General features: G+C 26.3%; 16 protein-coding genes. 15 read left to right on the top strand and 1 reads right to left on the bottom strand.

The genetic code is table 4. The annotated features are described in order from the left end of the window. Window positions 1-103 precede the first annotated feature (103 nt). The 10 genes from AAHM97_RS03845 to AAHM97_RS03800 all read left to right on the top strand — a co-directional run bounded on the left by AAHM97_RS03845 (window position 104) and on the right by AAHM97_RS03800 (window position 14,412). Window positions 104-2,800: a hypothetical protein gene (locus tag AAHM97_RS03845; protein ID WP_342268624.1), complete on the top strand. Its 2,697-nt coding sequence runs from the start codon at window positions 104-106 to the stop codon at window positions 2,798-2,800. Further along, the gene (locus AAHM97_RS03840; RefSeq protein ID WP_342268623.1) at window positions 2,800-4,956 is read left to right on the top strand and encodes a hypothetical protein; all 2,157 of its coding nucleotides are present in this window, start codon (window positions 2,800-2,802) and stop codon (window positions 4,954-4,956) included. Before AAHM97_RS03845 ends, AAHM97_RS03840 begins: the two co-directional genes overlap by 1 nt. A gap of 167 nt (window positions 4,957-5,123) precedes the next feature. Further along, window positions 5,124-6,002, top strand: a complete 879-nt coding sequence (locus AAHM97_RS03835; protein ID WP_342268622.1) for an aldo/keto reductase — start codon at window positions 5,124-5,126, stop codon at window positions 6,000-6,002. 267 nt (window positions 6,003-6,269) lie between these two features. After that, window positions 6,270-7,103 carry an HAD-IIB family hydrolase gene (locus AAHM97_RS03830; protein WP_342268621.1) on the top strand — a complete coding sequence of 278 codons (834 nt, stop codon included), beginning with the start codon at window positions 6,270-6,272 and terminating at the stop codon, window positions 7,101-7,103. A gap of 64 nt (window positions 7,104-7,167) precedes the next feature. Next, a complete protein-coding gene (locus AAHM97_RS03825) occupies window positions 7,168-8,223 on the top strand; it encodes a hypothetical protein (protein WP_342268620.1) in 1,056 nt (351 codons plus the stop codon). Further along, complete coding sequence (locus AAHM97_RS03820) at window positions 8,213-9,589, top strand: glycine--tRNA ligase (protein ID WP_342268619.1); 1,377 nt, start codon at window positions 8,213-8,215, stop codon at window positions 9,587-9,589. The genes AAHM97_RS03825 and AAHM97_RS03820 overlap by 11 nt, the downstream gene beginning before the upstream one ends. 38 nt (window positions 9,590-9,627) lie before the next feature. Further along, window positions 9,628-11,445, top strand: a complete 1,818-nt coding sequence (dnaG, locus tag AAHM97_RS03815; RefSeq protein ID WP_342268618.1) for a DNA primase — start codon at window positions 9,628-9,630, stop codon at window positions 11,443-11,445. Window positions 11,446-11,484: 39 nt separating this feature from the next. Next, window positions 11,485-12,903, top strand: a complete 1,419-nt coding sequence (locus AAHM97_RS03810; protein ID WP_342268617.1) for a sigma-70 family RNA polymerase sigma factor — start codon at window positions 11,485-11,487, stop codon at window positions 12,901-12,903. A gap of 5 nt (window positions 12,904-12,908) precedes the next feature. Next, window positions 12,909-13,607: a class I SAM-dependent methyltransferase gene (locus AAHM97_RS03805; protein WP_342268616.1), complete on the top strand. Its 699-nt coding sequence runs from the start codon at window positions 12,909-12,911 to the stop codon at window positions 13,605-13,607. Then, complete coding sequence (locus tag AAHM97_RS03800) at window positions 13,600-14,412, top strand: Nif3-like dinuclear metal center hexameric protein (protein WP_342268615.1); 813 nt, start codon at window positions 13,600-13,602, stop codon at window positions 14,410-14,412. Before AAHM97_RS03805 ends, AAHM97_RS03800 begins: the two co-directional genes overlap by 8 nt. Here the strand turns inward: AAHM97_RS03800 and ispH are convergent. Next, complete coding sequence (ispH, locus tag AAHM97_RS03795) at window positions 14,409-15,281, bottom strand: 4-hydroxy-3-methylbut-2-enyl diphosphate reductase (protein WP_342268614.1); 873 nt, start codon at window positions 15,279-15,281, stop codon at window positions 14,409-14,411. The two genes, AAHM97_RS03800 and ispH, sit on opposite strands and share 4 nt — an antisense overlap. A gap of 91 nt (window positions 15,282-15,372) precedes the next feature. Between ispH and AAHM97_RS03790 the strand changes: the two genes are divergently transcribed. From AAHM97_RS03790 to AAHM97_RS03770, 5 genes are all read left to right on the top strand, one after another. Beyond that, complete coding sequence (locus AAHM97_RS03790) at window positions 15,373-16,080, top strand: hypothetical protein (RefSeq protein ID WP_342268613.1); 708 nt, start codon at window positions 15,373-15,375, stop codon at window positions 16,078-16,080. Then, entirely contained in the window at window positions 16,080-16,925 is an 846-nt protein-coding gene (locus AAHM97_RS03785; RefSeq protein ID WP_342268612.1) for a hypothetical protein, read from the top strand. Before AAHM97_RS03790 ends, AAHM97_RS03785 begins: the two co-directional genes overlap by 1 nt. A 342-nt stretch (window positions 16,926-17,267) precedes the next feature. After that, entirely contained in the window at window positions 17,268-17,438 is a 171-nt protein-coding gene (locus AAHM97_RS03780; protein ID WP_342268611.1) for a hypothetical protein, read from the top strand. A gap of 276 nt (window positions 17,439-17,714) precedes the next feature. Beyond that, the gene (locus tag AAHM97_RS03775) at window positions 17,715-20,120 is read left to right on the top strand and encodes a hypothetical protein (protein ID WP_342268610.1); all 2,406 of its coding nucleotides are present in this window, start codon (window positions 17,715-17,717) and stop codon (window positions 20,118-20,120) included. 8 nt (window positions 20,121-20,128) lie between these two features. Then, on the top strand, window positions 20,129-25,759 hold the full coding sequence (locus tag AAHM97_RS03770; RefSeq protein WP_342268609.1) for an ABC transporter permease: 5,631 nt from the start codon (window positions 20,129-20,131) through the stop codon (window positions 25,757-25,759). Window positions 25,760-26,270: the final 511 nt, after the last annotated feature.

Below are 26,270 nucleotides of genomic sequence, written 5' to 3'. Positions count from 1 at the left end.
TTAATTGCTATTTTTTTTTAAAAAAAATTTATAAGAAAAAATGAGTGAAATTACTCTATTAATATTCAAAATAGTTTAAAATAAAAAAGATACGTGGGAGAAAATGAATAAATTATTAAGATCATATATCACTGAGTTTACCAGTCGAAATATAAGTAGCTTTAGAAGAATTATAAAATTACTATCTATTGTTTGTGTACCTTTCTTGTATGCTTTTTTATGTGTTTTTTCATTTTGAGACCCTATTGGAAATATCGGAAATGGTAGTATGGTTGTTGTTAATAACGATAAGCGAGTATTAGTTTATCAAAATGGTATGCCAACTGATAGAAAATATAATATAGGTATTGTAGTAGATAATAATGATAACCCTGTGGATATCAATTCATATAAAGAAAATTTGAGTTTTGAAGACCAATACATGGGGAAAAACTACTATCTGGAAAATTCTTTTTCTAAAGATGGTAAAAATAAACAACCATTGAACAAATTAGAAAGCAACAATTTTAATAGCTGGCAATGAATGAGTTCTTGGGACGTACTAAAATCTATTTTTAACAAATCAGATAATCAGAAATCAGACCAAGAATCAAATTGAACACTTTCATTTAAACAGGGAACACAGGATTATAATTTTAAGCATATAAAATATATAGACGCAACAAAAAACAAAAACTATAAAACAAATAAATATAATTCTGTGATGACAATTCAAAGTGGAACAATAATTCAGTTATTATCTATTGTTGAACAAATTAATGCATATCAACACAATATTATACCTCCATTAGTTTACCCAATTATTACCTTATCTGATATTGCTGATTCTATAACAAAATTAAATAAAATAGAATTTGAAGCCAAATATTCAAATGGTTTTATTTACGGTTATTATTTAAATAGTACACTAAGATTTTCAACAGCAATATCACAGTCATTGCTCCCAGCTTTTATTTCTGAAAATATGTCAAATTTGTTTTATAATCAATTATCATACACACCAAGTGAAGACCAAACTATAACATCATATTCTTCTGCTTCTACAAAATTAAAGAAAAATATCAGTTATATAATTAGTGATATAAAAAACGGAAGTAATAATCCAATTACTAAAGATGACACCGCTTATGGTGATGTTGCTTTAATGGATTACAAATCAACACCACCAACGCCAGATTCTAACCCAGGCGGAAAAATTGTAAAAAATGTAAAGTATTTATTTGGACATGATGTTTCTAATTATTATAAATCTTTAAAAGATCTTAATATATTTTCTTTAGACAATACATTTTCTTTCAATAAATTGCCTTTATTTTTCAGTGATATTAATAACCCAGATTTAGTATCAGATTTATCAATAATTATTGATGGAATAATGTATGATGTTTCTCATGGAATTAACTTTGCAACTGATAATACTCGTGGATTTTATTCTTCAACTTTAAACGTCCCAATTCACTTTTCAGATATTCAAACTAGTTTTCATTTATTTTATAAATTTGGTAATCAAATTGAAAAATATTTTCAAAAAGCTGCTTTATATGGAAATATTTATAACAATGAGACACCTCAGGCTGCCGTTCCAAAGTTGCAATTCAAAAATGAATTTAAGCAACTACTTACAAAAGCTGAATTTCCAAATATAGCAACATTCATTGTAGATATTTCAAATAATTTAATAAATAAAATAGACAACCTAATCCCTATTACTATTGGGGGAAGCAGTTATGCTTATTATGGACTTGGTATTGGTTTATTATTCCTTGTAATCGGAATATATTTAGGAACTTTTATTCAGACGTTTATTTATGATCGAGGAAAAAGAGAAAAAAATACAAATGCCTATCAATGATATTTTTCAAAAACAATGGTTATGGCAACTACATCTATTTTACAAGCTTCTCTTGGTTTATTAGGGGCAATTATTGCTGGATGATGAATATTGCCCATTTCAATATTATTTTCTTTATGAGGAGTATTAATTTTAGCAAGTATTGCTTTTGCAATGATAATTCAGCTTGTATGGTTCTTTACTAAAGACGAGGCTATAGGTAGGTTTATAATCGTAATCATCTTAATCTCAAATTTAGCATCGTGCGGAGGTGTTTTCCCTGGATTTATGCAATTTAAGTTCTTTGATTTAATCGGAAATTTATCCATTTTCCATTATGTCATCGACCTTGAGAGATTGTTAATTTTCAATATTTCAGAAAATGGATTCACCAATAAAATTTCTAATTTATTTTTCTTAGATTTATCTGTTATCGTATTAATGATAGTTCTAACTGCTATTGCAGGAATCTTGGTTAGTCGAAAGATAAACCGAGTTATAGTTTTTGGAACATCAAAACCAAAAATTATCCAAGCAGCTATTGAAGAGTATAACTTACCATATAACTTTGTTATAAGCAAAAACGAGGTGATTAAGAATAGGTTAGAAGATAAAATAAATAAAATAAATGTCAAACAAGAACTGATTAAAACGACAATTAAGAAGTTAGTTTTAAACGATGAAAAGACAAAAATAGAATTAGAGAAATTAAATACAAAAACTGAACTAAATAATACTAAGATATTGAATTTAAAAACAGCAATTGATAAAATTCTTATTAGCGATAATGATAAGGTTACTTATAATTTTAGAGGCCTTCCAATAATCAGAGATGAAAAAATTTATTGATACTCAATAAAAAAAACACAAGAAAAACAGTTCGCGTGGTATAAAAATCAATTTAATGAACCAACAATGAAGATAAATTATACAGAATATGATGATAATGAAGATGAGGGTAATGGCTAATGAGAAATTTTTTAAAATGTTTAACTGCTGACTTTAAAAAATCAAATTTATCTTCTTGAAAAAGATTAATCAAATTATTTGGTATATGTATTGTCCCAATTTTATATGGTGTGACATGTATTTTAGCTTTTTGAAATCCTATTCAATCTTTTGATAGGGCAACTATTGGTATAATGGATAGTGACAATCCGGTTGGAATTGTGGTATATTCTAAAATTGGTGATGATTCAAAAAATGAAACATTCATAAAAATTGCAACTGATGAAAATGGGGCCATATTACAAAAAAATAATTTTGATTCTATTTACTCTAAAAGTGCTTTTTCTTCTTACAAAGAACAAATGTTGTATTTTAGCGATAGTTCCCATTTAGTGTTAACAAAAATCAATGGTCAAGGTGAAAATGTATTTACTGGAGATGATAAAAGTATATATATAATTAATACTTTTAAATACTCAACCTTGGCAAGAGTAATGATAGAATCTGGAAAAATCTTTACAACTGAAAAAAAAGGTAATGATATTTATTCTTCAGTTTACGGATTTTCAGTATCTTCTAATGATAGGATATTAAATTTTAGAAAAATTCATTACATCAGTGGACCAGAAGCAACAAAAGATTACAAAAGCAATAAATATAATATTCAATTACATTTTAATGAATCATTTACGTACAATATGATTACATCACTATCATCTGTTATAACAAATATTGCAAATGTTGATATTCTTAATGGATTTTCCTCAATTCAACAATTATTAAAAGTTTTTAATGGATTAGAGATTTATTCTTCTTTTTCTCAAAATTTTATATTTGGAATCTTTATGACAACACTAAAGAACTTTGATTATGCTATTATTGCAAATATTATTGATAAAATATCAAAACAAATGGATACTCCTTCACAATTAGGTGATATATTATCAACTATTAATCCAAAAATTAAAGACAAATTGGCAAGTATTGCAAAAATTTTAACTTTTAATTCTATTGATGTTGTCTCTGAAGCTAATAAGAAGATCACTATTTATGGATTTGGTTTAGGTCAAATGTTTCTATTAATAGGTCTGACAGCCGGGTCAATTGCTACAACATTTGTTATTGATAAATCAAAACGCGTGAAAAAAGCTACTAATCTCCAATGGTTTTTTTCAAAATATCTCCATCTTTTAATAATTGGTGGAATATCTGCAATTATCTTAATATCAACCACATTTGCTTGTGGATGATATATACTAGGGGTAGTTAAATATTTCCAATTGGTCTTATGGTTTTTATTTTATGAGATTATATTGAACGGCATATTTTGTTCACTTTGATTTATTTTCAGATCAGAGGCAATGGGAAGATGGCTAATGTTTCTATACACCCTATTAAACATTGTTGTTGGTTGAGGAAGTTTCCCATCATTTATGATGCCAGCTATTTCTAATTACTTATCATATTTAACAATTTATCGTTGGTCAAATTTAGCAACATTACACATAATATTTGCAAATTATGATTATAGCAACACGATTATAATTTCAATTTTAGCATCACTATTAATAGCAACCTTCTTTTTATTAATTGGAGGATGATGTTCAATCTTTAGATATCGCGATGTTCACTATGGTAGTTATAAAGGCAAATATGTCATGAAAGGTTTAATAGAGTTAAAAATAAGTACAGAAGAATTTTATATTAGTAGGGTTGAAAGAAAAATTTATCTTTTAAAAAGAAAGAAAAATTTCCTACTTATAAATTATAAATATACAAATGTGATCGATGATTATAAAAAAGAAATTTCCTACCTAGATCATAAATTTACTGGTCTATCCACCTATAAGGATAAGAGAAAAAATATCTTAGAGAAGAGAATATTGAGATTAGAAGCTAAAATAGATAAAATAGATACAAAAAAACAGCAAGATAAAATAGATAAAATAGATAAGATAATTAAAAATATTGAAAGTCTTGAACATAAATCAAGCAAAAATAAATATAATTGAAAATTTTTAGAAGATATTAAAGATATTGATTTAATCATGTTGAATAAAAAAACTAATGCAGTAAACAATACATACAAAGGTTTTAGTTTCTATGAAGCATGAGAAGATAAAACAGTGCATTTACCAAATCAATCTGATAGTGAATTGGTTTCTAGAAATGATTAATTAAAATAAAAATATTTTATTTTTAATGTGTATAATATCTATAGAGTTATAATTTATTTAATACTAAATTTGACTTCATATTAACTATAATTTTGCAAATAAATTATTATATTATTTTGTCATATATTTATAAGTATAGGTATTAATGGCAATAAAAAGGAGAAAATATGAAATATTTAAAAATTGATAATAAGGAAGTAATGCCAATAATTAGTTTTGGTGTTTATCAAATTAGAGACTTAGAATTATGTGAAACCGCAGTGTTACAAGCCTTAGAAATTGGTTATAGGGGAATAGATACTGCTCAGGTATATGCAAACGAGGAGGCTGTTGGAGAGGCATTATCAAAAACAAATGTCAAAAGGGAAGATATATTCTTAACAACAAAAGTTTGAATATCAAATTATAGATATGATGATACAATAAAATCAATTGAAGTATCTTTAAAAAAATTACAAACATCTTACATAGATTTGGTTCTAATTCACCAACCTTTTGGGCCTTATTATGAAGCTTATAGGGCCTTAGAGGATTTACAAGATAAAAAAATAATAAAATATATAGGTATTTCAAATTTCAGCCCTAACAGGCTTGTTGATTTATCATTATTTTCTAGAAAAAAGCCTCAAGTCAATCAAATTGAAATGCATCCTTTCTTTCAACAAAAAGAAGCAATTAAATGAAATGAAAAATATGGAGTTATCCCTCAGGCATGAGCTCCATTTGCAGAAGGTAAAAATGATATTTTTACAAATTCTGTTTTAAAGAAAATAGGAGATAAATATAAAAAAACTCCCGCTCAAGTTATTTTACGATGATTGATTGAATTAAATATTCCGTTTGCTGTTAAATCTGTAAATCAAGATAGAATAAAACAAAATTTTGAAATCTTTGATTTTAAATTATCAACCGAGGATCTAAAATTAATATCTGCTTTGGATCTAAACGTAAGTAGTTTTTTTGACCACTCTACACCAGAAGGGGTTGAGATAATGCATAATTTGATTAATCAAAGGAAATCTAATAATAACAATAGCTCAAAATAAATACAACCATAATTTGAAAAATTACAATATTCTAAAGTAAAATTGGATGTTTTTATAAAATATTTTCAAAAATACTAGATATATTATTTCTGGTATTTTTTACTTATGTCATAAATGTTAATTATTTTATTCTTAAAAAAATAAAATAATTAAAGGCTTAATTTGCATTTTTTTATTCTTTTTTGCAAAACTTACCTATATAATTATTAATTAAAGCTAATTTTTGTTAAAATTATTTTATGAATGAATTTTAAGGAGTAATATAGGATGTATAAATATGTAGCTTCAGATATTGATGGAACAATTCTTCCATTTTATGAATCAAAACTATCAGATATGATTATTAAAGACATTTTAGAATACCAAAGAAAATCTGGCAATAGGTTTACATTATGTACTGGTAGGGGTTATCAAATAACAAAAGAGTTTATTGATATTTTGGGAATAAAGTTGCCACTTATTTTAAATAACGGCGCAACATTATACGATCCAATAACAAAAGTGTTCTTTGGAGAGGATTTTCTTCCAAGTGATATGGTTAATAAACTTTTAAAAATTATTGCAAATTATCGTAATACAAGATGGAGTTGTACATCAAATATGGGAATTTATTATTCTGTTGATGGAGATGTTCGTGACATATATGAACCTAGAAATAAGGTTGAAGGTGTATATAAATTACATATTGATGATTTTTTTGAAAAAATAAAAAGCACAAGTGTTTTTCAATTTAGTGGAGTTTTCTTTGATGAAAATGCACAGGTTAAAAAAATAGTATCTGAGTTAGAGGAAATCGGTTTTGAAGTAACTGAAACTCTCGCAAAACATGTTTCAATAGAAATGTATAAAAAAGGTGTAGATAAGTTACATGGAGTTGAAAAGCTAGCAAAATACCTTGGAGAAAGAGATCTTGATAATTTTGTAGTTTTTGGTGATAATAATAATGATTTACCAATGCTAAGAGGGTTAAAAAATTCATATGTAGTTAAAAATGGTTGTGAAGCTGCTTTACTGGCTGCAAATAAGGGAATCATTGATTCTGTTAATGAAAATGGGGTAGGAAAAATTTTACGAGAAATGATAGTTAACCAAGAAAGATAAAAATTAACTATAAACTTGAGGATAAATATCACATTTAATAACATAAAAATAAGGGAGAAATATAATGGCAAATAATAATGAAAAAAACAATGAACAAGTTCTTGAGGAAAAAAATGAACAAGTCAATCAAAGTGAAAAAAATTTGTCTTTTGATAAATTGTATATTGATACAAAAATAAGACAATTTTTTGAAGACAGAAATAGATTTGAAAAGTTGAAAAGTGAGGAGGTCTCACTAGAAATTATTAGGAGAATGATTTTTCAAAAATCATTTTTAGGTTATATTGATGATTCAAAAAAACCAATATTAGATTTTGATCCTCATAAAATTAGTGCAAATACTGTTTTAAAATTAACACAAAATACACCGGGTGAGAATCTTACATTTTTATTGCCAACATTTTCTGATCTATCTACAAGAAATGATTTCCTTTCAAAACCAAGGGAAGCAGATTTAGCTGAAGGGACCTATATTAATTGATTTCTAGTTAATTTTCCAGAATTATTAACAAGTGTAAAATCTAAGGACTCTATTTTTAGAGGAGTAGTTATTAACCCTGAAGAAAAATATTGTGAAATTGCTATTTCACCAGAGCAAGCACAACTTACAATGACAAATATTTCAACATTACCCCCAGACATTGATAATGTAAAAATAAATAATTCTATTGATAATCAAGTCGATTATGACCAACTAAAAAATTCCTTATTAAAAGTAGTTGAAGCAGATCCTAAAATTAAAAGAGTAAAAGGGTTTAGATTTATAAATAAATTATCACGTGGAATTGGTTTTATATATGAATATGATGGTATAAAAGAGTATGATGCTTTGGTTGGTGCTGCTAGTTATTGTTCAGATCTAACTGATGCATCTATGTTCATATGACATGCACTTGCTAATGTTAATGATGTAAGATTTAGTGATTTTGAATTAATTATGGATGGTAAAAACTTTGTAAAAAAACAATTTATATCAAATGATAAAGATATTAGCAAAGAAAATACTACAAAACTAAATAAGGATAAGCCATCTGAGATAAAAAAGGAATCTAAAACTAAAACACCAATAAAAGCAAAGGAATCAACAACAAAAAAAGTAGAGAAGAAAAATGCAAAATAGAAAAAATAACGATATATTAATAGCATTTCTAAAAAATCAAGGTTTTGTATTTCAAGGAAGTGAAATTTATGGTGGTCTTGCCAATTCTTGAGACTATGGACCTCTTGGCGCTGAAATGAAAAATAAGTTAAAAAATCTTTGATGAGATTTTTTTATTAAAAAAAATATTCATAATGTTGGTTTGGATTCTTCAATTATTTTAAATCCAAATGTTTGAAAAACATCAGGCCATATTGATAATTTTAATGACCCATTAATTGATTGTAAAAATTGTAAATCAAGATATAGGGCAGATAAAATAATAGAAGAGGCATTTCCTGAAATAAATGTTGGTGGATGAACTATACAACAACAAGAAAAATTCATATTAGAAAAGAAAATAGCATGTCAACAATGCAAAAAAGTTGATTACACACCTATTAGACAGTTTCAGTTAATGTTTAAATCATATCAAGGTGTTATTCAAGATGATTCTTCTATCGTTTATTTAAGACCAGAAACAGCTCAAGGTATTTTTATTAATTTTAAAAATACACAAAGAAGCTTAAGAAAAAAACTACCTTTTGGAATTGGTCAAATTGGTAAAAGTTTTAGAAATGAAATCACTCCTGGAAATTTTATATTTAGAACAAGAGAATTTGAGCAAATGGAACTCGAATTCTTTTACGACCGTAATGATGAAACAGATTGATTTTCATATTGACTTTTACAAATTGAGCATTTTTTATCTGTTGAACTCAAAATTAATAAAAAAAATTTTAAAAGAAGAGTTCATAACAAAGAAGAGTTAAGTCATTATTCAAATAAAACCATTGATATTGAATATAATTATTTCCATGGTATAGGAGAACTTTGAGGTATTGCTAGCCGAACTGATTTTGACCTATCACGTCATCAAGAAGCATCAAAACAAGACCTATCATATTTAGACCCTATAACAAATAAAAAATCAATACCGTATGTAATAGAACCCAGTGTAGGACTTGAGCGATTATTATTTGCAATTTTAACAGATGCTTATTGTGAGGAAACACTTGAAGATAAATCAACAAGGATAGTTCTAAAATTAACTAAAAAAATAGCACCATATTATTTAGCTATTATGCCACTTCAAAAACAACAAAATGAAAAAGCCTTCGATTTATACATAAATTTAAATCGTGAATTTGATTGTATTTTTGATGACACTGGTAATATAGGAAAAAGATATCGTCGTGAGGATGCAATTGGAACGCCATATTGCATTACTTATGATTTTGATAGTGATGAAGATAATTGTGTAACAGTAAGAGATAGAGACACAATGAAACAAGAAAGAATTAAAATTAATGATCTTGTGCAATATTTGAAGGATAATTATAAATAATATTTCCTTATTAATGATAATTGAGGTGAAAATAAATCATGAATATTGACATAAACAATTTAAGAAAAAAAGTATTAGATTCAGTAAGTATTTCAAGTGTCATTGGGCATTATATTGATATTCAAAAGAAGGGTACTGACTATAGATGTGTGTGCCCGTTTCATAATGATTCAACACCTAGTATGAATATTTCAGAATCAAAAAAAATATTTAAATGTTTTTCGTGTGATACTTCAGGAAACGCAATTACATTCTTAACTCAATTTAAAAACATTAGTCAAATTGACGCTATTAGAGAGATCATTCAAAATGAAAATATTGACATAAAATTAGATGGTATTAATCTACAAAACAATAAAGAATTTATAATTAAAAAAATTAATAATAGTGCAAATGATGTATTTAAAGCCATATTATTTACAAAGCAAGGAAGAGAGGCTTTGAATTATTTAAAAAATACTCGTAAATTATCATATGATATAATAGAATATTTTGATATTGGTTTCTGCTGTGATAAAGATTTTCTTTTAGAGTATTTACAAAAAGAAAATTTTCAATTAAAAGATATTGAAACATCTAATCTTATAACATACTACAATAACAAGAAATATAATTTTTTTGCAGATAGAATTGTATTTCCAATAAAAGACATTGAAAATAATACAATTGGTTTTAGTGGTAGAATATTAAGTGATGATAAAACAAAGTCTAAATATATCAACTCAAAAGAGGGGATTATTTTTAAAAAATCTGAATTATTATATAATATCTTTAACGCAAAGAAATATATAATTGATTCGCGAAATGTTTTTATTCTTGAAGGATTTATGGATGTAATAGCCCTGCATCGGATAGGAATAAAAAACGCTATAGCAATAATGGGAACAAACATCTCAGATTTTCAAATAAAACAACTATCGTCTCTAAATTCTCCAACATTTACAATTTTCCTTGATGGGGATGATGCTGGTGTTAGTGCAACTATGAAAATAATAAAGAAACTTTTACAAAATAATAAGAAAATTAATATTATTGTAAATGATACTGAAAATGACCCTGATGAATTGCTAAACAAGGGTGATGATAAATATTTAAAAGCGATCACCTCTAAACCAATATCAATAATTACTTTCCTTATTAAAAAAGTTTTAGTAGATTTAAAACAAGAGGAGATTGCAGATAAGTTAAAAGATATATTTGATGTCATTTGTCATGATTATAGCGAGATAAACCAAGTATCATATATACAAGAATTAGCCACAAATTTAGAGAAATTTAATCTAAATTTTGATATTATTAATAGGGAGTTGAATAAATACAAAAAATCAAATAATATAGTCTCAAATAAAGAAACTATAAACTCAGTGTATACAAAGTCCAACACCACAAATAACCAACCTAGTATTTATGACGAAGATTTCCCAGAATTTGTTAATTTTGAAGAAGAATTATCACCATTAAGATTTAGAGATGTTAATAAAAAAATTATTATCAGCCAAACAAAAAGAATGTTTTTAAAATCAATCGCTTATTGTTTTTTAAATAAGTCAATGTTTAAATTAGTTTCATATGACAATGTTATAGCAACAATAGCAAGTTATGATGAAAATCTCATTAAAATGTTACTTATTCTAAAAAAAATAAATGATAATTCAAAAGATTTATCTCTATCATATGCGATAAAATTATGAAACAATGAAATTAAATCATCAGATATAATTCTCAATTATATAAATTCTATTGAAAAAATGCTCAAGCTTTATATAAATAGTGGAGCAGATATTAGCGAAGTTAATATTGATAACCTTATAAAGCATATTGAAAATTATGTAGAAATTATTAACTATAAAAAATAAGACTATAATAAAAAATATTATATACTACAGGAGAGAAGAATGGCAATAACAACAAAAAAATTTTTAACAATTGACGAAATGAAAGACTACTTAGTTATTTATTTAGAAAAAAATGATAACGAAATTGCACAAGAAGATGTTATTGAGTTATTATTAAAAAACTTTCCAAATATAGATGATGACGAACAAGAAAAAATATTTGATTTTATAATTGAGAAAGGTGCTATTTTTACTGATGAGGATTTAGATATCCACGAGATTGAAGAAACTATAGCTAATGATATCGAAGATAAAGAAGACAGCAATGAACATTTAGCAGCAAATCAGACTAAGGAATTGGCAAATTTAAAAAGACATGATAAAGAAAATTTAAAAAATGCTTATCAAGACCAAAGTGTTAAGTACCGTATATCATCTATCAGTAATGAAACTAAAGTAACAGATATTATTAAATCATATTTTAACCAAATAGGTGGGATAAAAATTCTTTCCAAAGCTGAAGAGGTTGAATTTGCAAAAATGATTGAATCTGGCGATGAGTATGATGCTAAAGTTGGACGTGATAAATTAATAACATCAAATTTAAAATTAGTTATTTCTGTTGCAAGAAAACACTTAAATAGAGGTTTAGATTTTGCTGATTTAATTGAAGAGGGAAATGTTGGTTTAATGAAGGCTGTAGATAAATTTGATTATCACAGAGGTTTTAAGTTTTCAACATATGCAACATGATGAATTAGACAGTCAATAACAAGAGCAATTGCAGACCAAGCAAGAACTATAAGAATCCCAGTTCATATGGTTGAAACAATTAATAAAATTACTAGAATTGAGCGTCTTTTAACCCAAGAGTTAGGCCGCGAACCAACACCAGCAGAAGTAGCAGAGCGTTTTGGTGGTAAAAATTTCACCCCAGAAAAAATAACAGAAATAAAAGAATTAGCAATAGAACCTGTTAGTTTAGAAAAACCATTTGGAGATGAAGAAGATACCCACTTTGGGGACTTTGTAGAAGATAAAGATATAACAAGTCCATCAGAATTTGCAGAAAAAGAAACTTTAAAAGAGGTTTTGGATAGGTGTTTTTCTGAAAATCTTACAGCTAGAGAAGAAAAAGTTATTAGAATGCGTTATGGTCTTTTGCCAACAAGACTTAGAACATTAATAAGACTTGCAGATGAATGTGAGGATGCATCTGCAAATGATTTAAATATTGCCTGCCAAACTTTTAATCTTCATTATGACGAAGATATCGAAAATGTTATGAAAATTAAAAGTGATATAATTCAAGCACATATTGCCAAATATAATTCTCCTAAAACATTAGAAGATGTCGGTCAAGAACTTGGTGTTACTAGAGAAAGGATAAGACAAATAGAGGCAAAAAGTAGCCGTAAATTTAAACCTGATGGAAAAAAACCTGTGGCAAAAATTCTACGTGACTTTTATAAAGGTTAAGGCTTATGATTAATCTTATTACCAATAGAATACAAGCAATTGCATCCTTAATTGATACTGAAAATATTGTTTGTGACATTGGGACAGACCATGGTTACACTGCAATATATATCGCAAAAGATTTAAAAGCACAAAAAATATTTGCAAGTGATATTAATAATAAACCATTATCTATAGCTAAAAAGAATGTAAAGAAATATGGTGTAGAGCATAAAGTTGAGACAATACTGAGCGATGGATTAGATTTTATAATTAATGATAAAATTAAAATTAATGTCTGTATAATATCTGGTTTGGGTGGGAATACTATTTTATCAATATTAGAAAAAGATTGTAATTTAATAGATTCTTATATAATTTGTGCTCACAACAATACACAAAAAATAAGAACATGAACAAAAAATAAAAAATATTTTATTCAAAATGAAAAAGTAATTGAGGATAATAATATTTTTTATGAAGTAATAAAGATTAATAAATATGCAGGGGTTAAAATAAAATCAAAATATGATATTCTCTTTGGACCATTAATGCGAAAAAATATTTCAAAAGCTTTTGTATCATATTGGGCAAGAATTGAGGAGAGAGATCGAGATATTTATCAGGCATTAGTTCAAAGTGATAAATTAAAAGCAAAGAAATATAAAATTAAACTAAAAATGATAAATAAAGTCATTGGTAAGGAGATTGTTAAATATGTCTAGTATAGGTATTAATAAGTTAGTTAAATTTCTAAATGGTCTTTTTCCAGAAGAAAAAGCAGAAGAATGAGATAATGTGGGTTTTGAAATTGAAGAAGTTTATAATTTAAAAAATGTAGATACAGTTTCAAACATTATTGTTTGTATGGATATTACATCAGAAGTCATTGATTATGCAATTGAAAAAAATTCTAGTTTCATAATTACAAGACACCCATTTTTTTTTAAGGACATACCAAATGATTCTCTAGAAAATAAGGGCTTAAAAAATAAATATAAGCAGGAAATATTAAAAAAAGCAATTGAGCACTCAATTCAATTTTACTCAATCCATACAAATTATGATTGAAGTAAATATCAAATAGCTTTTAATATCTTAGATAGTAAAATAAAGATTAAAGAATTTGTAAAATATGAAGATAGTAATGGACTTTTTAGAATAAAATCTAAAAATAAAATTAAAAAAATTGATTTAATTAATAAGATAAAAGGTATTTATAAATCAGAAAAAGTTAATATAAATATTAACAGTGATAACGATCAAATTATAGATGAATTTTTCATATGCTCTGGGGCAGCCGGGAGTTTAATGGTTGATAAGGATTTAAAAAATATAACCTATATTACAGGTGAAGTAAAATGAAATGAATGAATTTTTGCAAATCAAAATAATAATACACTAATTGAAGTTGGCCATTATATGGAGAATATTTTTATAAGAGATATAAAAGAAAAATTAGAAAAAGAGTTTAAAGATTGTGTCAAAATATATGATTTTGATATTAAAAACCAATTTAAATCTTTCTAATAATTTTCAAGATAATTAATTATTTTATTTAAAATAATACTTGACGTTGAGGCTCCAGCAGTTATTGCGAGTGTCTCAATATTTTTTATTAAATCCTCACTTATTTCTAAAATATCTGACACTCTAATTGTTTTTATTCCAATTGAATTTCCCACATTTACCAATTCTGCAGTGTTACTACTTCTTTCATCACCAACAACCAAGATTAGATCAATTTTTTTGCCTTTTAAATTCAGAATTGCTTCTTGTCTCTGAGTTGTGGCTAAGCAAATATCATTTTTTATTTCAATATTTTTATATTTTTCTTTTAATTTTTCATAAATATGTTTAATTTTTAATATAGAAAGAGTTGTTTGATTCGTTGCTAAAATTTGTTCTTCAGTTGAAAAAGGAATATCAGAAATTTGTTCTTCATTTTCAATCATAAATATATTACATTTATCTATTGATGTTAATGCAATTGTTTCTGGATGGTTATTTTTACCTATAAAAACTATTTTTTTATTTTCATTCAAATTTGATTTTATTAATTTTCTAGTTACTTCTACTCATTCACAAATAGTATCAATAACAATTAAATTTCTCTCTTTTGCAAGCTTGATAATATCTTCATTTGTTCCATGAGCTGAAAAAATAACGACACTATCCTCTGGTAAAGACATTATTATTTCTTTTCGCGACTTAAAAAGATCACATATATAATTTATATTTAAACCTCTAAGCTCATCAATTATATGCTTATTATGAACTAACATACCAATCATATAAATATTCTTATGTCTATATTTATTTGCAGTATCTTTTGCAATTTTTATTGAATTAACAACACCACTACAAAAACCTCTAGGTATAACTTTTATCACATTCATAAGCTAATTATCTCATACAATAGAAAAATATATGAATAATTGCTTTTATTTTGGTTAAAATTGGTTAAAATATATAAAGTGGAGATATATTTTGAACATAGAAGCAATAAGAGAAAAATTTATATTATTAAAGCCTTTTAAGTACCAATACAAACTCTTAATTTCAAGTATTGTATTTTTTTCAACAATAATTTTCGAATTATTAATGTTTACATTTACACTAATGGTACCTCATATCCATAATGGATTTTATTATTTCTTTAAAGGTGGGTACCATCTTCTTATAGATTCAAGACATGAACCAAATTCTTGCCAAGGATTTATATTTGCAGCAGTTTTATTGGGATATATTCCATCGATTATAACCTTTGTTGTTAGTTATTTTATTTTTGCATATTGATTAATTAACGAAATTTTACCTAAAAAACCATTTATTATTAATTGACAATATACATCAATAAAATTTATTCTTACTATGGCGCACATCGCAATAATTGTTGCTTTTTTTACTATAATTCCTAGTATATGAATTAAGAGTGTGGGGTATAGTCCTAAACCTTGGATTTGCTATTCATTACTCCAGGGAATTTCTTCTGAAAAACTTTCAGAGAGAGCTGCCGCTATTGTTTGTTTTCTATATTTTGCTATTGGGTGGTCATGCTTGGTTATATTGACTTTTGTTGTTGCTGGAATATTAATTTATTTTTTCTTTAAAGTTTTATTTATCGGTATATCACTTTTATTTTCTAACCTATTTTCTATTTTTCGTGGTAAACATAGAGAGCAAGAGGATGAATAATGTACCTATTTAGAGATGATAGTAACTATTATGTTGTAGATAAGAAAAAGCTGCAGAATTTTTATGGTAAAATTGAAAAAAATATATATAATTCTGCTTTTATAGCAATTGATGAATTAGATTTTTTGTTAGATTATGATAAAAAGGGCTTAAATTTTTTAGGACAAAAAATACCATATATCGCATCTATTGGAATATTAGATTTTAATGAATATACAAAAAAATTTGATGCTATTATGGTTAAAACATATATCTTTAATACATATGAGAATATAGAACAATTATATGGTGGTTTTAAGGAAATGTTAGAGTTTCTAGAAACATATATTTATGAAAAAAACATTAACTTTTTAATATGTAATCACCGAGATGATTTGCTAAAATTGTTAACAATTGCTAAAAATATTGGTTGTAATATTGATAAACTATCTACAATTGTTACAAGTAAAGGATATGCTGATTTAAAAAATGATTTTGAAAAACAAAATGTAATATCAATTTTGTCTGAAAATTTTAATTTTAATAGTTATATAAAAAGTATAGTTGACGAACTTTATGACCTAAACGATCTTACAAAAAAAGATAACGAAATATTAAGAAAGGAATTCTTAGCAATAAAGGAGACAAACAAGACGCTTTTTAAAAAAGTGACAAGATTAAATATTATTGAAATTCAAAGAATGAAATTAAAATTAAATTTTATTTACCAATTTAAAAATCTCGATTATGATCTTGCTTTAAATAGTTTGATACAAAAAAAACATGGTAGTAAAATTGATCCGTTCTCGTTTAAAGAAAGAACAATAAAAGATAAGTTTAAATCAAAAAATTGAATAATTGAATAAAAAAGTACAACAATTTGGCAAATATTTAAAAATAATTTCCTAAATATATTCTATTATAATTAAAGGAAATGTAGATTTTTATGAAAAATAATAATTTTTTATACTTTTTTAATATAATTTACCTCTTTTATTTGAAAATTATTTTTTAATTTAAAATTAATTATATTCAGCTTTTTTTCTTTCTGAATAAAATATAATCATATATAATATTATTGTTAGGTAAGTATAGGGTTAATTACTTACAGCATTTTTTCTGTGCCTATCTATCACATATTAAAAATCATTATCTATTTATTACTCAATATCAATCTATATGTAGGAATTGAGAGGAATCGCAAAGTTATGATTAAAGAAAAAGATATCCTTTGATGTACAATAAAGGATGAAAATGATAACACAATATCTAAAACAAGTCCTATAGACGATCATAGAGAACAATGTAAAGTTTGTAGCAGATGATTTGATATAGAAAATGTTAGTAGAGGTGTTTGTACAAATTGTGAAAAAGGATAAGATAATTTTAATATTATATTTATAAACTTTAATATTATTTTCTTTTTTACTTCAGATAAAAATCACTCAGCCTAGGTTAAACCGGCTAGTATTTTTTCCAAAAAACTGTATTTTATATGCAGTTTTTTTTTTTTTTTTAATACTAAAAAAGCAAAAAAAATACTTTAACTATAAATAATAATATAAAATTTTATTAATGAGGAGTTTTGATATGGCAATTCAAAAAAAGTATTTGCCACACTTGCTAGTGCATCTCTATTTGTTAGCGTAGCTAGTGTGGCATCGTGTACCTATGTAAACACCTATGTTCAAAGTGTTAAAAAACGAGTGAGTGATCTAATTCAGGCTAGTAGCTTGGCGATGTATGGACCAATCGCTGGAGCTGCTGGAACCGATGGAACTGCTTCAAATAATTATTTACAGACATTAAAAGTTAATAAAGTAATATCATCATCAAAAGAATCAGAAACCATATCTAATGCTCTATCATCTTATTTTGGTAGTGATTTTGATGTTTTTAAAGCAATTGATAAAGTTGATGGTCTATCATCAACACAAAAAAAAGAGATGGTTGGTAACCCTTATCAATCAAATGCGTGAGGGGGAATATCTGGTATTTATAGTACAATTTATTCTCTTATTGGAAATGGGATTTCAAATTCACTATTATCTACATTATTATCAGCATTAAGAATTGCTGGACTTAGTAGTATGGATTCTAATACTGTTGATTCTATAAATTCTATTATTGGCGGACTTGGTAATGTTAAAGATGATATTATAACAAATTTAAATAAGATACAAAATAATTCTAACTCATATTATATGTATTGATTTTATCAAGAATTATCTATTCTTCTTGCTAATTTATATCCTAATACAAAACCTATAACAATAGAAGATATAGCAAAAAATAAAAATCCGTGGTCCTATATTATTGATAAATTAAAAGACCAATTTAAGCAAGCCTTTAGCAAAAAAAATACAGTATCATTTGACCCATCAAAAGATATCTCTCCTTTATTGGAAATGTTTATCGCATTATCATACTATATTAATGCTTTTGATAGTTATACAAATTCTAGTCTTAATCTAAATAATGATTGGTCTGAAGAAAACCATAACCATCTATTTTCTAAAGATGAATCAAATTATATTGTGATAAAAAAAGTTGCAGAACAAACAACAACAAATGCAACAATTGAAAAATGCAATTTGTCTGTGATATCTACACTGTTAAATGGAATATTTGGTGGAAAAGGAAATGTAGATAAAGTGCAATTTAATCGTGTGATGCAAATTTTATTTCACAATCTTGATACAACAGATGGAGCGCGATTAACGTCAACACCAATTTTGGGTGATGGAACTGCAAATCCAGTCTATCAAAAAGAAGGTGGTGATGGACTATTCTTAAATCTTAATGCAGATGGTAAAGGTGGAATTGATGTAAGCAAGTCAAGCATTGTCGGTAACATGGGCGAACATATGTATGGTTTGGGCCCATTATTAGCATCGGTAATTGACGGTTATATAAACACAACTAGTGTCGGTCCACTTATGTTTATTCTCCCTGGTATTCTACAGGCTCCGGATGAATCCCATCTATTTGCAATATTAACAAATGTTATTATGCCATTATTGGCAAATGACAATTGTAAAAAATTGGTCTCTTCATTAGGAACTGATTTGTGTGGTATATTAAACTCTTCTTTAATTTCTATATTAAAAGATGCATTAAAAATGTTTGGTATAACTTTACCTATACCATCAACATCTACAATTGAGCCTTATATTGGTTTAATTAAGTCTTTTGGTTCATATTTTAATAGACCATTAGAAGATATCATCTATGGTTCTACTGTTTTACCATTAATATTTTTATTATTAGAAATGGTAAATATTCCCGTTCCTGATAATTTTAAATCATGTAAAAATATAAATGATTTACTATCAAAAAACATCTCAATAATGGGAGTGGATATGCCCATTTCTTCTTTGACTACAATTATTATAGAAATAACTAATATGGTCAGTAATAACACTAATGATATATTAGACCTTTTAAAATCAATGAATTATAATATGCCAAAAAAATTAGAAGTATATGATGCAAACGGCAAGGAATTAACAGATCCTAAGAAACTCTCAGATAGTAGTGTAACGTTCAATGGTAAAACATATACAAATTCTTTAATCCTTGGTTTATCTGTCATTGACGATAGTAAAAAAGGGTATCAATATGTATATACTGATGAAAGTGGCAATAAAGTTCGCTTATCTGGATTAGAGTTTGGTGAAAAATTACTAGGTTATGAATCAAAAAATAACACAATAAGTGTTATTCCGGGCTCATTTTTATATAATTTACAAAAAATGGCAAATAAAAAAGGTGACAATAGTCTTAATGATCTTATGTCTAAATTGAAAATTTTCTTTTCAGCGTCAACAACAACATTTTACACAGATAGAAATAAAGTTTTTATGGAATACATGAATTCTAAAAATTTCTCAACAAGCAATGTAGAATATAAAAATTTCTCAGATAATAACTATGAATCTACATTGAGTTATGTGTTACATTATAAATATAAAGGAAAAACATTAAATTATAAACTTTCATTATTATTACCAGGTGGGAAAAATATGAACTATCAGTTTAAAAATATAGAAAAATTGTAGGTTGATATATGAGATTAAAATGATTATTATTTAAGCAAGGATTTAAATCAATATTTAAATATAAAACTCAGTTTTTTATAATTTCTACTTTAGCTTTTATTGCCAGTATTTTTCTCAGCCTTATAATTTCTGTTAATACCCGTATTAGCGCTGTTTATAATGATATAATAAAAAATAATTCCCAAAAATTTGACTATGAATATGATCAAACTGTTGGTGTTGATAAAACATCGGGTTCATCTGAAAAAGATATTTATGTACAAATGAATGACTTTGTAAAGAATAATTACACATCAATTACAGATAAATCAGGTCAAAAGACATCTTATGCAAATTTTTATATAGCAAAACAAGGCGATGATGACCAAACAAATCACTCTAGTTTTGTAACAGATGCATTGTCATCGCCATTTTTTATGGAAGGGTGAAGAGAACTTTTTGTTGGTGACTCTTCAAAAGGAGATGATCAATACGATAGTATAAAAGATTATAATGCAAATTATAATAATGAGCAGTATGGGATAAATAGTAAAACCGCTGAAACAAGATATGGGGAAGCTGCAGCTGAATTTGAGTTTTTCTCAATTAATGAGGGAAATGGTCAATTTTTAAACCCTACATTATATGCTGCAAACTTTAATTCATTAAATGAATCTTTTAAAGTAGGATCAATGGCAAAATCTGATGGAGGACATCGTTATTTTCGACGTTTCTTAATGACAATTATTGGAGCATTGATGCAATCATTTAATAATGAAGTAAAGAGTTTACATGAGAAAAATGATTCTAGTAATATAATTAAACAGCCATTGGCGCTTGCATATTATGGGTCAAATACACAAGCCTATACTAACTGAGAAAGTATTTTTAATGAATTAAAAATTCCAACAACACAATCTAAAGATGGTTGAAATGATTGATATAATAAGGGATGAAATGCTTTAGATCCGTCGGTTGATAATTGATCAACAGAACATCCAAACCTTCTTCACAATCGTGATTTTGTTTATGTTTATTCTGCCTTTGAATCATTGGCATTTGAAATGTTAAAAAAGTGTTATGATTATGAAAAGGCTATTTGAACTAATTATGTTTCAACTGACTCTTATAAACAATTAGTTGCTAATCCACCAACGGATAAGACATTATCTGAGGCTATTATTAAAGATTTTAATGATAATACACCATTAAAATTATGTCAAACACCAGAAAATCAAAATAATTTTAATAAGACTGATTTTGTAGATGCAGCAAATAACCATATGACCAAGTTATGAAGTTATTTATTTGGCCAAAATTTACTTGAAGATTCTTCGAATAATTTGAAAACTATCTATTATGAACAAAATATGACAATTGGTGGAAATTATTCTTCTACTTTACTTAATTTGAAAAACAAGGACGGTTCTGCCTCATACAATTATATAGAACACGGTTTACTAGGAATGTTAAACCCACTTTCATATGTTTTAGATAAGGAAGGAAATGCAACCTCTGTCAAAGCGGATGTAGATTATAATATTTATGGTAGATATGATGCTGATAGGGGTTATTATGCTTCTCGTGGAGGAATTCGTTATGGTTATAATGACATTGACCCTTCTGTTTATACAGATTTTACAGAGAGTTATGTGCCCTCTAAAAAAAGTCCATTTATTATGGAAAAATACCATCAAGATATGGCTGCTTGATTAACTGGTTTAAATGTTTCCTTAAGAGAAGAAGGTTATTTATATGATAGTTCTCAAAAAATATCATTTCGATTTATTGTTTTAGATGATAATGAGATGGCTAAGAAGAATCAATATTTAAAATTGCTATGTGGGACAATGCCTATATCAAATAATGATGTTCTAATTGGTGAACAATATGCAATTAAAAAAGGCTTGAAATTAGGTTCTAAAATATCAATAGCTGGTGTTTATAAAAATGTCTGTGGTTTTGCAACAGATTCTTTGAGTTATTATCCTGTAACAAATCTTGATACAGTTATGCCAGATGTCAATAATGGTGTTATTGTTTATCTTACAAAAAATAATTTAAGAACTATTTATAACAATTCAGATTCTGGTATATCCATTTCTATGACTAATTATTATTTTATAAATAATAATAGTAATTTGGCAAATCCAAAACCAATTCTTCAAGATTATAAATCAAAATTAGAATATTTCAGTGCTTATAAAAATACTGATAATAAAATTCAGTATAAATATGATGACATTTTAAACAAAGGAAGTAACTCAGAATATTGGCAAAAATTTGACAATGAAAAAAAGATGCCCAACGATTTTAAAAAGACTATTTTCCAATTCAATACAAAAGTACAAGATTATTTATCAACTGCTATTAAGTTGTGTTTGTTTATATTTGGACCAATTATATTATTACTATTACTGAATGCGCTTGTATTCTCAATTAAAAAGAATATTAGAAATAATGCTTCACAAATTGCTTATATGAAAGCAATGGGTATAAGAAGTAAAGAATTATCATTCTCTTACGTGGGCACATCTATAATTGTTGCATTTTTAATAATTCCATTAGCATGAGTGTGTTCTGCTTTTTTACAAGAATTAGTGTCAAGATTCTTTATTGGTTATTTAACTATATACCTATTTCAATTTATATTTAATCCGCTCGTCTTATTGGGGATGGTAATTGGCATTGGTGGTTTTGCTATTTCCTCATCTTTATTAATTGCTTACCATTACAATAGAAAGCAAATTGGAAAAATTATTGTCGTATCTACAAATTCTAGCCATAAAATAAAAATTAAAAAACAAAAAATTAAAAAACATATTATTCCGTTTTGACTACGTTTTGACATTAAGATTGCTGTTAGAAATAAGAATGTATTTCTTGCGTCTTCTTTTGCAATATTTGTTGTTATGTTATTGGTAAGCTTTCTATCATTTGCTCCGCCAATGCTAGATAAATACATTAGTGATTCACAAAAATTCTTTTCTTATAAAAATGCATATACATTTACAAACCCAGCCGAAAATGCCCCTGTATCTAAAACATCATTAGATGCTTGAACCGGACCGGATTATTTAGAAAAAAATCAGAAAGAAGATCAATTACAAGGAACCTCAATTGAAAAATATGTTGAAGATTATTATGATGACCCTTCATTAGTGAATGATTCTACAAATAATACAGGCATTTTTTCTAAATTTATTTTATCAAAAGATTCTTACTATGATAATAATCAAGATTCACTAACTACAATACCTACAAATTCTGGTTATTGGTCAAATGTAAAATGAATGAACGATTACCTGGGACAGTCAACATCAGATTCTAATTCATTTATAAATATGTTATTAAATGTTATACCACAAAGAATATCTAACTTTCACGGATTTTCGCTAAGTGCTGGAGAATTAGAACAGTTTTCAAATGCCCCTCTATATACTCAAAAAAATACAGATGGGTCTGGTCAAGATTTTACTACAATATCTGAACGAGAGGCTCAATTGGGAATAACTAATTCACTAGTAGCAACGGGTCTTCCACAAATTATAAATGCTATAGTAAATAATACTGCTAAGGTTTCTGAAAGTGATGATTGAAGAAAGTCAATAATGGATTATATTTTGTCTTACTTGCCATCAACTTACAGTGGATATATTTCTTCAACCAGTAGAATTGGACAATTTTCTATTGGATCAGGAACTGAAACATATGTTCCAGGACAAGAAACAATGGGTACAGCCGTCACTTTTTCAGATTCTTCTGAAAAAAATATTAAAGCTGAGGGTTTAAAAAACAACCAAACAGCATTTAACCTTGATGGACTAGATACATCATCTGTCTTTCTAAAAGATAATATTATTGACCAATTAAATATTTTATTTAATGATGAAAATAAATTAGATACTACAAAAATTGCAGATCTTATTCGATTAAAAATTTACAACCCAGATACTAAAACATTAAACATACCAGCAGTTGTTAATAAAACTGTTAATAAAAATTTTGATTTTGATACCAATATTATCCCAGAATCTACATATTTAGGTCTTAATGGATTGAATTACTCTAAGTATACACAGCCAGATATTCCAAAAAATGCATGAGTTTATGATGACCGTGATTATTTAAGGTTCCAAGGAAAAGATGACAACGTTCTTAATCAAGAGGGGTTTATTAGTCCCTATGACATTGACACATCAAAATATATATATCAAAGACAATATACAGAAGATAACAAAAGACTTAAAATGCTAAAAGACACATCGCTATTTCAGGAGATGAAATATGATGATGGTAATTTAGTTTATAATATTCGCCCATATTATAATTATAATAATCTAAGATTATATATTCCAAATAATGCTCTATCTACAAATGCAAATTTATTTCAAAATGGGGATATTGATTTGTCAAGTGAAATTAAAGATGATAATAGTATGACTCCAAACCAGACAGGATGGTATAAGAGTAATGTTCCTGCAAGTCAAGTTCCTAAATCGGTAAAAGATGCTTGAAGATCATATTCTTCTTCAGGTTTTGATGATAGTGGTGGTTATACTTATATTTGTCCATATAATTTAAAATTTTCTAAATTATACAATGGGTCAACTCCGGGAGATAAGCATGGTGAAGCTGATGTATCTGATTTAGATAAAGAAGCTGTAACATGTTGAGCAGACGAAAATATAGGGTATGGAAATGAATATCCAATTACAATATCATCTGGAAAAATTAAATATAATAATATTAATATTGCCAAAATTAATCCTAAATCAATATTGGCAACCTTTAATGACAATATAATTATTATTGACCAAGATATTGCAAATCTTTTATATGGTTATAATACATCAAAATTTATATCACTTAATCAGTCACCATATACACCAACTGGTAAATCATACCAAGTGCCTAATGGTCCAAAGATTAAGACATATGATTATAAGGATATTTCTTCGTTGCCTCAAAGTGTACAAAACGATCCTAAATCAATAGTTTATGGTGTTGATAATCTATTTAATGGCAATAAAGATGAGGCAACTAAATATTCAACCCAACCTCAATGGTTTAATACAAAATATTCTAAGTTTTCAGAAGTTACCGGTGAGACAACTGGGGCAAGAGCTGCTTTAGATGGATTAACAGGTACATTTAATGCTGGAACACTTAGTTCTGCATTGACAAATATTAAGCCACAATATTTAAGTGTAGACCTATCAAGTTTAAGGCTTGGACTAATCATATCTATATCAGAACTCATCCTAAGCCTTGCTATTTTAGCAATTACTATAATCGTTTTTGTAAGTATTTTATATTTAATGTTACTAGTGGAAGCGTTTATTACAAATTTTGAAAAATTTATTTTAGTAATGAAGTCTCTTGGATATAGAAATAAAGATATTATTCAATCAATCTTGGGATTACAACTTATAGTTGATTCAGTTTTAGTTGGTGTTGCAATATTCTTAGGATATTTATTTTCAAGGGGAGCTTTAAATACAGCTGCTAAATTTACAGGAGTAATAATACCTCCAGTTATTGTTTGATGGGTTCCACTATTGATAATATCTATTTTTATAACATCATTTAGTTTGGCGGTCTCAATACCTTTAATTAGTGTGTTAAAAAAGAAAGCATCATCTGTTTTTAAAAATTAATTATTTAAAATAATTAAGTTTTTTTTATTGTGAGATATAATATAAATTATGTAATAACCCATATAGATAAAAAAATAAAATAACACCCATACAATTATAAAAACAAAAGTAGCCTTAAGTTGAGGAAATAATATTTACCTCATCATTAAAAAGGTTACTTTTTAATTAAATATAATTTGCTAATTATTAAAAATTTATTTAATAAAGATTAATTTTGTTCAACTTATTTGGATATAGAATTTTCTACTAATAATCCATAAAAAGCTATTATTAATAATTATATCTAATAATTTAATTATTTATCTTAATCAAGAATGTAATAAATATTTATCAGAATTGCTTAAAATTATAACACAAGTATGACTTAAAATTTCAATATTAAAAGGGTAAATTTTTAAATCATGTTAGAATTAACAATTAATTTATATTTGTTTTTTTTAAAGACATATATTTAATATTTTTATAAAGATATAATATTTAGGCATCAATTTATATTAAATCTATTGATATT

Source organism: Spiroplasma endosymbiont of Aspidapion aeneum (assembly GCF_964031045.1).
GTDB lineage: Bacteria > Bacillota_I > Bacilli_A > Mycoplasmatales > Mycoplasmataceae.
Note: the sequence above shows the minus strand (reverse complement) of the source record. Positions and strands in the feature narration are given on the sequence as shown.